The sequence below is a fragment of the Armatimonadota bacterium genome (assembly GCA_022563855.1).
Taxonomy (GTDB): Bacteria; Armatimonadota; Fimbriimonadia; order Fimbriimonadales; family Fimbriimonadaceae; genus JADFMN01.
In genome coordinates this window covers 25,116-38,000 of sequence record JADFMN010000002.1, presented here as the reverse complement: position 1 = coordinate 38,000, position 12,885 = coordinate 25,116, and the positions used below count along the sequence as shown (strand labels likewise).

Here is a 12,885-nt window from a genome sequence, read left to right as displayed (position 1 = left end):
CAATGGATCGTTCCACCCCCCGGGGTCATGTGCTAGGGGGAGCCCCCCCGGGGGGGGTCAAGACACGTCGCCAGACCTCAGCGCATCGTCGAGCGCCTTAGCAGTAATCCGTCCGCCCGCGCGTATCAAGTGCCCGTACGTGTCGGCTGTTAACGTGATTGAGCTGTGCCCAAGCTGTTGCTGAATCTTCGCAAGATCAATGTTGTTCGCGATCAGCAGGGTCGCAACAGTATGCCTAAGGCTATGGGCCGAGATCGGCTCCACGCCAATCTCCCTGCAGAGTGCTTTGAGCTGGTCGTTGAAGTACTTCTGGTGCATAGGACCTCCTTCGGGACCAACGAATACCAAGTCCAGCTTCCTTGCAACTGCATTTGACTGCACTTGCAAAGTCTTCGCAGCCTGCAAGGCACTCGCAACAGTGTCGTTTATCTCCAATGTCCTGCGGCTTGATTCCGTCTTCAATCGATCCAAGCGAAAGCCTCCCGGTCCTCGCTTGAGTTGGAAATTCAATCGTATGTACCTCTGACTCTCGTCTACGTCTTTCCAGCGCAATCCCAGCACTTCGCCAAGGCGCATTCCGGTACCAAGCGCAACAAGCAGCGGCCCAGCGATAGAACTCGATCGGCCGACTTCTATGAGAGCCTTGGCTTGGCCGGGTTCTAGATACTTGACCTCTCTTCGCTGTCCTTTCGAGGCCTTTAACCCGGAGGCAGGATTCGTTACCAACACGCCATTGCTGATGGCGTATGAGAAGGCGGATCTGATGGTCGCCTTTATCCGATCCACGGTGCTTGCTGACAATCCAATACTCTTTCGCGTTCGCAATAGTTCTCGAACATGCAAGAGGGTGATCTGATCCAGTCTCATCTTGCCGAGTTTCGGACCGATGTGATTCTCGTACAGCTCGCTGTAACTTCGATACGTGTCGGCTGCACGATTAGGCCTGATCTCATTCTCCAACCACTCCGCAACAAGCGCATCAAGAGTGCCAGCGTTCTCCCGTCGACCGTATGTGCCGTTTTCTATCGAATGCACGCGACGATTGTGCTCGGCGACGACCGGGCCCTTTTTCATCCTTGTGAACGTGGCGACCTTTCGTCGCCCATCGGGCGTGCGGTAGGCGATCTCTGATCGCCAACGACCATCGTTGAGCTGAAAGATTGCGCCCGTGCCCTTGTCCCGTCGTAGTCTTATCCTCGCCATGATTGCACGTTGACCTCACTCCGAAGCTGACAGAGAATCGAAAATGTCAGTCTATTTGTCAGACTATACCATGCACAACTGCGGACAGCCGCACACACTTTTCACCAAGTTTAGCCTAGGATCAGGCTCGTAGTGTACAACTACGGATGCCAACGCACACACCATGTTGCTGACTGTTAATCAGCGGGTCGTAGGTTCGAGTCCTACTGCGGCAGCCATATATTTGAACCTAAAACCGTCCTTCGGGGTGGATTTCTCTTTTGCAAGTCTGCTAGCTGCATCACTTAGAAGTCGAAGTCGTCTATGTTTTCTATCGTGAAGATCAGCATGTCCCCAAGAAGAATGTTGTCGCCTTCGATGGTTCGTTCGCCCAGCCTGCCCGCAGCGAAGGTCGTGTCACCCGGTTTGAGATCGCCTTTAACGAGCGCGCGCGCCGCGTAGACCGTCAGGTAACCGAGGTCTCGCGTGTTCCACAGAATGACCGACTTGACCGTGCCGTCCTTGACGAAGGCACGCATGTCATTTGGTGTGCTGAGGCCCGTGACCATGACTTCTCCTGAGCGATTGGCTTGCTTGACCGCTTCTGCCGCTCCGGGGAACGCGACCGAGCTAATAGCGAAAATCCCTTTGAGGTCAGGGTAAGCGTTCATGAGATCTTTCGCGGTCGAAAACGCGAGAGTCTGGTTTTCGTCCGAAGGTTTGACGTCGACGAGGTTGAGGCCTGGATAATCGGCCAGTCGAACGCGCATGTGCTTGATCCACTCGTTCTGGTTTGCGGCCGTAAGCGTGGCTGTGATGATGGCGACGTCGCCCGTGGCGCCGCTGCCTCCGAGGTCTTGCGCCATTGCGTCGACGAGCGCGAAGCCAATGTCTCGTGCCGTCGCCTGGTTAATGAAGAAGTCGCGGGTTTCTGCATCGGCGTCAGCGTCCCACGTGACGACCTTGATGCCTGCTGCCCGGGCTTTTTCCATTGCAGGACCGACGACAGCGGGATCGTTGGGCGAGACTGCGATGACGTCTACTCCTTTGAGGATCCACAGCTCGATCATCGCCGCGGCTTTCTCCGGCGACCCGTCCGTCGGACCGTCGTAGATCAGCTCAACATCGCCAAGCTCGGCAGCGGCCTCTCGTGCACCGTCTGCGCAGCTCGTGAAGTAGGGGACGCCCTTCTTCTTCGGCAAGAGCGCGATCGTGATCTTGCCGTCGTCATCGTCGCTTGAAGCGGACTTGTCCCCGCAACCCACGACGAGCCCAAGACACAGGATCGTAACGACGACGAGTGAGATTCTTTTAAGCATGGAGTCCTCGGCTACAAGCTCATTATACTGGGCTCGACTCGACACGGCTCCCCCGTGCGAACGCGCGCTGAAGAAGTACTGAGAGGATGAGCATCCCGCCGATCATGAGCAAGTTGACCTCGCTCATTTGCCAATGCCAAGTAACGAACTCGCGTAGTTCGTGGATGAGAAGAATCCCTAGGACAAGCCCTGGAACAGTCGCTTTGCCGCCGTGGATGCTCACACCGCCTAGCACGACCGCCGTGATGACTTCAAGCTCGATTCCAAGGCCCAAGTCTGCTTTGGCCGTGTTCTGGCGCGACACCATAAGGACTGCCGCGATCCCGGCTGAGAGTCCAGCGAGAGAGTAGGCCATCCACTTGATTCGACCGACGGGAATCGCCGAGAACGTCGTCGCCAACTCGTTGAGACCGATCATTTTCAGCACACGCCCGAATTTTGTCTTTGTCAGCAGCACGGTCGTGACTCCCAATAGAATGAGGAATATCCAGCCTGGGATCGGCAAGCCGAGCCAGTCCCCTTGGCCGATCTTCGAGAACCCTTCTGGGAAATCGCTGAACGACTCCCCGTGGGAGACGCCCTCGGCGATACCGCGGAAGGCAGCGAGCGTAGCGAGAGTGACAATGAGCGGGTGGATGTTCCAGCGCGAAACGAACAGTCCGTTGAGCGCCCCGCAAACAAGGCCGGTGAGCAGCGCTCCAATGATCGCAACTGAGATCGGAGCGCCGTTTCGATGGAGCATCCCGAGGCTCACGGCGCTCAGCGCAAGGGCTGATCCGATCGAAAGGTCGATGCCCGCTGTCAGGATCACAAGGGCCATTGGAAGAGCTAATATCGCCAGCTCCCAGACGTGCCGCGACAGCTCGAGCTGGACGTGCGGCTCGACAAACTTCCGATCTGTGATGGCTGCCCAGACCATGAGGGCGACGAGCATCGTTAGGAGCGCGGCTTCGTGCAAGCCGAACTGTCTTCTCACCTCTTCTTCCTCCTTCTATAGTCGATGAGAACCGCGGCGAGAATGACGGTGCCTTGTATCGCGCGCTCCCAGAAGCTCAGCGCCTCGCCCAGCTTGAGGAAGATGAGAAACGTGGAGGTCAGTCCGAGCAACGCGACCCCGACCACTGTTCCGAATATGGTTCCGCGGCCACCCTGGATCGAAGTTCCGCCGACCACTACGCATGTGATGACGAGCAGCTCGAACCCTGTTCCAATCCCGGATTCGATGACTGGGATCTGTGTCGCAGTAATCAACGTTGCGATCGACACGAAGAGTCCAGAAATCGCGAACACCGTCCAACGGATTTTCTTGAGTGAAACACCTGACAGGTGCGCGGCGTGAGCGTTGCTGCCTACTGCGCGAACTCTGTGTCCAAAGGGTGTCCAAGCAAGCACGAAAGAGCTCACCGCAACAGCCGACAAAGCTAACAGAATGCTTACTGGAACCCCGGCGACCGAGCCCGTGCCGAAAAACCTCACGCCGCTTGGAACGTCGGTGATCCACTCGCCCTGCATCGCCAACTCTGTGACCCCCTTCAGCACGCTGAGCATGGCAAGCGTGACGATTATGGATGGAACCCGTGTGACGGCGACTAGAAATCCGTTGAGGGCACCGATGATCGTGCCGACTGCTATCGCTAAGCCAATGCCTGCCCAGATCGGCCAGCCCCACCGCTCTGCGGAAACTGCCAGCCCTAGCATTGCCGCGACAAGCCCCATCATTGAGCCAACTGAGATATCGATCTCCTTGGCGAGGAGAACGAACGTTACTCCGCACGCGGCGATGACGACAGGAGAGATTTTGACGAGCGAATCGACGAAGTTTGCAACTGTCAAGAAGCCAGGATTGACCACGCTCACCGCTGTCAGTGCGAGGAGGAGGAGGGCCAGTACTCCGTACTCTCTCCTTGCGAATATCCGTGACAAGGTTGATACCTCTTGTTGTGTTCGTCTTGCCTCGCTCCTTTCGCTCGGCAAGGCAAGTTTCAAAATCGACTCCTCTGTCGCTTCCTTGCGGTCGAGCTGGCCGGAGATTCTCCCCTCTCGCATCACGATGATCCGGTCTGCAAGCGCGAGCACTTCCGGCAGCTCGGAGGAAACGACGAGCACTGCGGCACCGTCTGCCGCTAAGGACTTGATGAGTCGGTGGATCTCTGCTTTTGCGCCGACATCGACGCCGCGTGTCGGCTCGTCGAGAATCATGACGTCAGGCTCTGTTGCGAGCCATTTTGCGACGAGGACTTTTTGTTGGTTGCCGCCAGAGAGGGACTGGGCAGGATCTTCCGTCGTTGCTACTCTAATGTCCAGCTGCTTGATCTGATCGTCGGCGAGCGTTTGTTCTTTGCGCCTGTCGATGAGACCGACGCTGCTTATTTCATTGAGTGAGGAGAGGCTGATGTTCTCGCTGATTGGAGCTTGCAGGACTAGCCCCTGGTGCTGCCTGTCCTCTGGGATGAGGGCTACCCCTGCCCGCTTTGCTGCCTCTGGGGAACCTAGTTCGAGCTCTTGGTCGTCGATTCTTATAGAACCGTCGGTTGGATGATCGATGCCGAAGATCGCGTTGACGACTTCTGAGCGACCAGCACCGACGAGCCCTGCTAGGGCGACGATTTCGCCCGCTTTGACTTCGAAACTGACATCGCGAAACGACCCTGGGACCGACAGGTTCTTGACGACGAGCCGTGGCTCACCTGTCTTGGTCTCTTCATGAATATGGGGACCGATATCGCGGCCGACCATGAGCTTGATCAGCTCTGGCTGCGTCAGGTCTGCAGTCGGTGACGTTGCAACGAACCGACCGTCTTTCAAGACGGTCACCCGGTCGGCGATTTCAAAGACCTCGTTGAGCCGGTGGCTGACGTAGAGGACGCTGATACCGTTCGCCTTGAGGTCGCGGATGACTTGGAACAACACTTCCGTCTCGCGCGTGGAGAGCGACGCAGTGGGCTCGTCCATGATGAGCAGCTTGCTTTCTTGCGCGAGCGCTCTTGCGATCCCGATCATCTGCCGGGCAGCTGTCGAAAGGTCTTCTAGGTTTTCTGTTAAGGATATTTCTTCTTTTAATCTTTCGATGAGATCTTTGGATTCGCGGTCCATTCGTGCCCGATCGAGAAGGAGTCCAGCTAGCTTCGTCGGTTCGCGTCCGATGAAGATGTTGTCCGGCGCTGCTAGATGCGGGAACGCGACCAACTCTTGGTGGATCATGGTCACACCCAGTTTTTCTGCGTCACGAACGGACTTGACGTTCATGAGTTCGCCCATGAAAATGATCTCTCCGGAATCGGCTTGCACGACGCCCGCGAGTACGTTGTTGAGCGTGGACTTGCCTGCCCCGTTTTCGCCGCAAAGGGCATGGACCTCTCCCTGTTCGATTATCAACGACACGCCGTCGAGCGCACGAACGCCACCGTACGCTTTGGATACGTTTCTCAGTTCGGCAAGCGGAGCACCCACCTGCTGTTTGGACGTTGTGCAGCCCAGCAACGCCGCTCAGCTCACCCTCGGTGCAGGGGTGGCTCCACTCTTTAGAGTGGTGAGTGCGCCGCTGTGAGACGAAGTCACACCATGCTAAAGCATGGAGCCACGCATGACCTCGCAACAAGAGGAAGGGGGCTGAGAACCCTCCACACTGCGAGTGTGGAGGGATGCGGGCTATCTGTGGATTTGCAATGAAGTAGAAGACGGTTACTGCGACAGGTAACATCTGCCAATCGCTACCGGCCTCTTTCCGACACGACTGCGCTGTGAGCGGCTGATTGATCCGCTCGCTATAGCTGATGCCCGGCCGCGTCTTTCCTGGGTGCTCGAGAGCACGGAGGGCGACAGCCAAAACGAGATGCAATCCGCGTACCGCATCCAGGTCTCATCGCGCCAGCGCGGCGAAGCGGTCCTCTGGGACAGCGGTCGTGTCGAATCAGATCAGACATTCGACGTCCGCTACGAAGGCGAGAGGTTGGAGCCGCGCAAGACTGCCTATTGGAGGGTCAAAGTCTGGGACAGGAGCGGAGTCGAGGGACAGTGGAGCCGAGAAGCGGCTTGGACTGCTGCACTGGACGATTGGAGCGCCGAGTGGATCGGATTTGACGGGCCACTGTCCGAGGATACGCCACCGGAGTTTATGGGGGCTTCGTGGATCAACTATCCAAACCCCGAGCCGGACAAGATGCCAGCCGGCAAATATCACTTTCGGCGCGCATTCACCATCGAGCAACCGCTGCCCGACCGGCTCGACGTTCTCATCACAGCCGACAACACCTTTGTCGTGCGCATCAACGGGCAAGTGATCGGAAAAAGCGACGGTAAACAAGATGCTTGGAAACGGCCAGTCCTCCTTGAGAACATCGAGGGACTGAAGGTCGGCGAAAACATTATCGAAGTCGAAGTCGAGAACACCACGGCCGGGCCAACAGCGCTTCTCGCGAATTTTCAGTTGTGGCGCGGCACCCAGCAAACAATAATAGAGACCGACACAACCTGGCAAGTACGCAGAGAACAGGACACGGACTGGATCAAGTCGCGGTCGATGGGCGTCCACGGCGTTCCGCCTTGGGGCAAGCTGCGCACGTCTCCCATCTTCTTGCCGGCACCTCGCGTATTGAGCAGTTCGTTCACCGTCAGGAAGCCCGTCTCGCGAGCCATCCTTTATGCGACCGCTTTCGGCATCTATGTGTGCGAGCTCAACAACCGGCTGATCAGTAACGAGTGGTTCGCCCCTGGCTGGACAGACTATAGAAAGAGGCTCCACTACCGGGCTTACGACGTCGGTGCACTGATCAACGACGGCGAGAACAAGATTCAGGTCCTCCTTGCCGACGGATGGTTCGCTGGCCACGTCGGATCTGGCAAGCGCGAACATTACGGAGACCAGATACGGTTCAGCGCGATGCTACACCTGGAGTACGAGGACGGCACCACTGAAGTCTTTGAAACAAACGAAAACTGGCGTGCAGGGGTTGGACAGATCAGCCAGGCAGACCTCCTTATGGGCGAGTCGACGGACTACACCGTGGGCGAGCCGGACTGGCATCCCGTTGTCATCGGAAAGGAGCTAGATCCTAAGCTCGATCCGTATCCCATGATGCCTAGCCGCACTTACGCGCAGCTTCCGGCAAAGAGCATCAGTGAGCCAGTCGCAAACACTTACGTCTTCGATCTGGGCCAGAACTTCGCCGGTGTCTCTGCACTTGAATTCGATGGCGCAGAAAGCGGCACGACGTTGACTTTGAAGCACGGCGAGACACTGGCTGAAGACGGAACTGTTTACACCGAAAACCTTCGGGGAGCGCGGTGCACAGACGTGCTGAAGCTGCGCGCGGGTGACGTCGATTGGACGCCGAGAACGACCTTCCACGGCTTCAGGTACGTCCAAGTCGAGGGTCTGACTGAGGCTCCTCCGCAATCGGCGATCTCGGGACAGGCCATCAGCAACATCAACAAGCCTGCGTCGAGTTTCGAGTGTTCCGATCCGAGGCTCAACCAGCTGTGGAGCAACATCGACTGGACGTTCCGGTCGAACTTCATAGAGATTCCGACTGACTGTCCGCAACGCGACGAGCGGCTAGGCTGGACAGGCGACATCCAAGTTTTTTGCCGCACCGCGACTGTCCTCGCGGACGTCCAGCAGTTCCTTAACAAATGGCTGGTGGATTTGGAAGACGCACAGGGCGACGATGGCAACTATCCGAAGGTCGCACCGGTCATCAACAACATGGGCGACGGCGGGCCTGCGTGGGCCGAAGCAGGACTCATCGTGCCGTGGGCTTTGTACGAAGCGTACGAGGACAGAGACGTTCTGGAGAAACAGTGGGACTCGATGGTGCGGTTCATGGACTTCTGCGAATCCCGCTCACAAGACGGCACCGCGCCCGAGGAGTTCCACTGCTTCGGGGACTGGGTGAACGTCAACGTCCCCACGCGGCACGAGGTTATCTTCACCGCCTACTATGCGCACTCGGCAGACCTGATGGCGCGGATCGCAAGCGTGCTGAGCAAAGACGCGCAGCGCTACGAAACGCTGTTCGAGAAGGCGCGCGCAACGTTCGTCCGAGAGTTCATGGCCGAAGACGGTACGGTCCAAGGTGACACCCAGACTGGATACATTCTTGCTCTTGGATTTGGACTCCTAGATGAACCGCTGAAGCAGAAGGCAACTGCGAAGTTCGTCCGAAATATTGAAGAGTACGGTCACCTGACGACAGGCTTTGTCGGGACAAAAGACCTCATGCTCGTCCTGCGCGACATCGGGCGAACCGACGTCGCATACAAACTGCTTCTCAGCGACGAGTACCCCGGCTGGCTCTTTAGCGTCAAGCACGGAGCGACAACGATCTGGGAGAGATGGAACGGCTGGACGCCGGAAGACGGCTTCGCAAACCCGGGAATGAACTCCTTTTCACACTACGCGTACGGCGCGGTCGGACAGTTCATGTTCGAAACGATCGGCGGTATCCGGGTGATCGAACCAGGCTACAAGAAGCTCCTCATCGCGCCCGTGCCAGGCCCGCTGACGTCGGCTAGAGCAACACTCGACTCGGTTCGTGGCTACATCAAAACTGACTGGAAGATCGAAAACGGTCTGTTCGAACTTGGAGTGTCGGTGCCCCCGAACAGTGAAGCAGTCGTGCGGTTGCCGAGCGGGAAAGAGCAGACAGTCGGCTCGGGTGTTTGGAACTTTGATGAGGAAGTCTCCGACTGATCGTAACCCTCGCCCGGTAACGTCGTCAAACGGCAGAATCAAGGCGGGCAGTCGTCTAACAAAGCGATCTTCAAGCCGGTTCAAGACGCCAACGCCCCGCCAGTACCAGCAAGGTCGCAACTGCTTGTCTCCGGCTGTCAGCCCCGAGGATTGGGGTCGAGGGACACTCCGACCAGAACGCTAAACGCCGCCCAATTCCGGGGATCGCGAGTGTTCGGGTCCGCTAGCATCTTGCGCTGTGCGAAGCTAAGCGCATCTGAGACCCGTTGCCCGCCCAGCCAGCTCTCATAGAAGGCGATCATGAGCAAGACCGTCGCCTCATCAGGCACTCGAAAGTGGCTCATGACCACGTTCTTGGCGCCCGCGCCGAGTACCGATCGCTGAAGTCCGATAACGCCCATTCCGTCCGCAACGACTCCCTGGCCCGTCTCGCACGCGGAGAGGACGACCAGTTCGGTACCGCTCAGGTTGATCTGCAACAACTCCCTGCTGTCCAATATGCCGTCTTGATCGAGGGTCGCCCCCGGCACGTTTGCTCCGGCAAGCACTAGGCCAGATCTCTTATAAGGGTTCCGAGAGAACATGCCGAAGCTACCTGTTGCCTGATCGGCTTTGGCGCTGGACGTCTCAAAGAAACCGTGGGTCGCGATATGAAGTACTCGTGGAGATTCCACCGCTTTCAAGGCGTCTTCCGTCGCCTTGGGGCCGGTCACCGGCACGACGCCGAGCAACTTCGATATTTCGTCGCCTTCAGTAGACGTGCCATTTAGCTGGGTCCACGTCACGGTTCCAACACGGTTGGCCGGGGTCGCGGCGATCTTGAAATCATAATCGGGGTTCGCAACGACTAGGCTAGGGCCGGCCTCGGCTGAAGAGTTGCGCAGTCGGCCCGGCATCCATCGCTCGAACGTGACCTTCTCGATCAAGAACTTCTCACCGTCCGACAGGGCTGGGAAGACTACGTTATGGATTATCCCGTCTCCGATAACGATGAGCCGGTCCGACTTGGCTAGAAGATTCTCGACAGGACGTATAAGCAGATCGTAGAGCTTTTTGGCGGGCTCTTCCCAAATCGGCCCGATATTGCCAGGGGGGGCCAAAACAGGTTCCGATCGTCCTTCCGAGTTGAGCGCGTCGACAAGCCTCTTCACCCGGTTCGACAGCTCTTCGAACGATGCGTCGACAACAAACGACTCTTGAAGGCCGCTCTCCGTCGCGACGTAGACGACGACCTTTCGCCAGTCTTGTACGCCGACCTCATAGAAGTCCAACAGCAGATCCCCGGCCTCGAGCCTATCGCTCCAGTTTCCGGCCGAGGGTTCAAGGCTGTAATCTGCGACATCAATCATCGCCGCCAGTTCCAAGTACGCTTGGGCCAGCCGTGCGTCCGCGGTACGCGCTGCGATTCCTTGCCCAGAGTGCGGTGGTCGGGATTCCAGCCGCTGGATCTCCTTGAGCAATTCAGCTCCTTCTTCTGTTGAGGAGATTGCCATCTTCGCACTAGCTTGGATAGACCAAAGCGAGTTACCGATGTTCTTCAGGTACTGGAGCCGCTGCCAAAGCTCACTCTCTTGCAACGCTCCCTCGTCACTTGACAACCGTAGCAGCACGGCCTTCAGGTACTGGGCACTAATCATGCGACCGATGACGATCTGCTCCGGAAGAGAAATGAAGTTCCTTTCCAGGTCGTCTGAGAACCAGTCAAAGGCGAGGTCGACAAGGTCCTGCGCCTCTTGGGTCATGTCCAGGAGCAGCGCAGCGACAACGGCCTGCATGAGCAACTCTGGAACCCAGCTGTTGGTCAATCCGGAAAGCTGAACCTCAGGATCGATCGCCATTTCAAGCCGTCCCAGCGCCGTGCTCGCAGACTCGACGTCCGATGCGGCCAGCGCGGACAGTACTTCCGCCCAGGCAACGTAAAGTGCCACATCTGCAGCCGGAAGACCGGATCGAAAGAGGTCCTCCGTAGCTGACATGGCGTGCGCTCCAGCGGATAACGCGTCGCCTTGCGCCATGTAATGACCGACCAGATTCAGGTGAAGCATGGACGACCACATTGGGTAGCGCTTCCCGACCGCACTCAACGCATGCTCCGTAACGGCTGCAACTTCAATTGACCGTTGCGTTCGGAAGCTGTTGGCGGTTGCGACCAACAAGTCGTTCAACATACTCAGATGCAGAATAGAGTCCAGGGCAGTCGTGCCTGCAACGAGTTGATATGCATGCTCCAAGGTGTCGGCCGCGGCGTCGTATCGTCCCGTATTAATGTATATCCCTGCGAGCAGCTGTGCAACTCCAGATGCGACTATCGGATAGAGAATGTCGTACTCGGGATCTGAGTACACGCCCAGGACGATAGCTTCGGCTTGACCAAATTCGCCGATCATGAGCGCCGCGTATGCGGCAAGCATATCGACTTGAGCGGCAACATTGGCTTTCGATACTGCTCTTGCCGCCAGCTGAATCGGATCCAATCCCGAATAGAAAGCAGACCCGGTCGTGAGCCTGTCAAATACGAGATCTGGCTCCTTCCCAGCAGCAAGGAGGACGTTCGCTGAGACACTAAGAGCCAATGCGGAATCGTGCCTGACAAAAACTGAAAAGTGGCTGGAGCTAAGTTGACCGAAAGCCGTTTCGAGCACGCTACCGGCTGCATCAACCGCAGTTTCACTTGACAAAACAAAGAAGTCCCAAGCGACAAGTTGCGCCTCTAGACGAATTCGAATTCCGGGGTCATCGACCCTTGGCAGGACTTCGGTCTTGATATGATTGATCGGCATGTCGCCGCCACCAGACAGATACGACCGCTGGAATACCAGCGCTTGATCGTAAAGAAAAGCGACCTGATCGAAGAACCCGGCGGCCTCAAGGTTCGAAGCGGAGGAGAGCGCGATCTCAACCGCATCGGCGTACCTCGATTGCCTCTGAGCCAAAAGCATGCGGTTAGCCGGGATAAATGACAACCACCTCGGACCATTCCTCGCTTCATCGTCGACGATAGGACGTGCGACTTCAAGCGCCTCCTCGACAATGTCAAACCTGCCTACGATGAGCCCGAGTTCACAGGCTTTGGCCAAGAGCTGCATGCGGAATTCGTTCGGGACGAATGAAGACCTTAGCGACGATTTGCACGTGTTGAGGTTAACCAGCGCCGCCTCTTCTTGGTACTTTCCTTTCAATGCCTGCTCGTTGAGTCGAACCGCTATTTCAATAAGATAGAGAATAGGAACTTTGTCGCTTGTCTGGCTGTACTGGCTGATTTCAACAAACGACGATACTTGAAGCCCCTCCCTGTCGTTCTTCTCAGCGTTTTCTCCTAAGCGAAGGGTCTGGAAAGTCCATCTTGCGGGATTGTCGTCTCGTACAGCGGACAGCTTGTCGTGGGCTGCGCCGTAAACGGTGTCGAGCAGGTCTGCGTTCTTCGCGGCCGCACATCGGTCTGCGAGTTCTATGCCGTCGTCCACGATCCGGATCGCCCGGTCGTATGACTTAGCGATGAACTGGGCGACTGCTTCCTCGAGGCTCTGCTCTTGCGGTCGGGCAGGCTGAGCCTCTGCACCAGCAATGGAAGCTGCCACGAGAACGACGATCGCCAAGAACTGCGCCAGCCGCCTGCGGAGCTGGCACAGGTGCCGCTCAACGACTACGAAGCGACCGGCAAGTGACCTGTCAGCGAACATTCTCAGCCTGTCG

Annotated in this window: 6 protein-coding genes; 1 reads left to right on the top strand and 5 read right to left on the bottom strand. The window is 57.4% G+C overall.

The window, feature by feature from the left end:
- Window positions 1–57: 57 nt before the first annotated feature.
- The 4 genes from IH944_02660 to IH944_02645 form a co-directional block, all read right to left on the bottom strand.
- Window positions 58–1,203, bottom strand: coding sequence for a site-specific integrase (locus IH944_02660; GenBank protein ID MCH7903451.1), 1,146 nt, complete (start codon window positions 1,201–1,203; stop codon window positions 58–60).
- A gap of 284 nt (window positions 1,204–1,487) precedes the next feature.
- On the bottom strand, window positions 1,488–2,501 hold the full coding sequence (locus IH944_02655) for a substrate-binding domain-containing protein (GenBank protein ID MCH7903450.1): 1,014 nt from the start codon (window positions 2,499–2,501) through the stop codon (window positions 1,488–1,490).
- 22 nt (window positions 2,502–2,523) lie between these two features.
- A complete protein-coding gene (locus IH944_02650) occupies window positions 2,524–3,477 on the bottom strand; it encodes an ABC transporter permease (protein MCH7903449.1) in 954 nt (317 codons plus the stop codon).
- A complete protein-coding gene (locus tag IH944_02645) occupies window positions 3,474–5,951 on the bottom strand; it encodes an ATP-binding cassette domain-containing protein (protein MCH7903448.1) in 2,478 nt (825 codons plus the stop codon). The genes IH944_02650 and IH944_02645 overlap by 4 nt, the downstream gene beginning before the upstream one ends.
- A 346-nt stretch (window positions 5,952–6,297) precedes the next feature.
- On the opposite strand from IH944_02645, the gene IH944_02640 reads away from it, so the two are divergent.
- Window positions 6,298–9,192 carry a family 78 glycoside hydrolase catalytic domain gene (locus IH944_02640; protein MCH7903447.1) on the top strand — a complete coding sequence of 965 codons (2,895 nt, stop codon included), beginning with the start codon at window positions 6,298–6,300 and terminating at the stop codon, window positions 9,190–9,192.
- A gap of 137 nt (window positions 9,193–9,329) precedes the next feature.
- Here IH944_02640 and IH944_02635 read toward each other — a convergent pair whose 3' ends face one another.
- Window positions 9,330–12,872 (bottom strand): CHAT domain-containing protein, encoded by a 3,543-nt coding sequence (locus IH944_02635; GenBank protein MCH7903446.1) that lies wholly within the window; start codon window positions 12,870–12,872, stop codon window positions 9,330–9,332.
- Window positions 12,873–12,885 lie beyond the last annotated feature (13 nt).